Source organism: Brevibacterium sp. SIMBA_078 (assembly GCF_046534565.1).
Classification (GTDB): domain Bacteria; phylum Actinomycetota; class Actinomycetes; order Actinomycetales; family Brevibacteriaceae; genus Brevibacterium.
Genome location: NZ_JAWRYQ010000681.1, coordinates 1 through 228, shown reverse-complemented (window position 1 = coordinate 228; position 228 = coordinate 1). Strand labels below are relative to the sequence as shown.

Here is a 228-nt window from a genome sequence, read left to right as displayed (position 1 = left end):
CTGTTGCTGATGGGTCACGAATATAATTAAATAACATAGCCAAAAATAATATGACTGCAAAACCCGTTGCTAAATAAAACCCGTAGCGCACGTGTCCAAAGTAATCGCTGATCATACCCATAAATAAAGGTGCTAAGGCGGCTGACAGTGCAGTAAAAAATAATATAACACCGGCTACTGCGCCGTGTTGATGAACAGGAAAACACGATATTCCCTTAGAATTTAAAG

1 protein-coding gene is annotated in these 228 nt (G+C 39.5%); it reads right to left on the bottom strand.

The window, feature by feature from the left end:
- Positions 1-228 (bottom strand): hypothetical protein (locus SB749_RS21200; protein WP_410712058.1); only part of this gene is annotated, 228 nt, incomplete at both ends.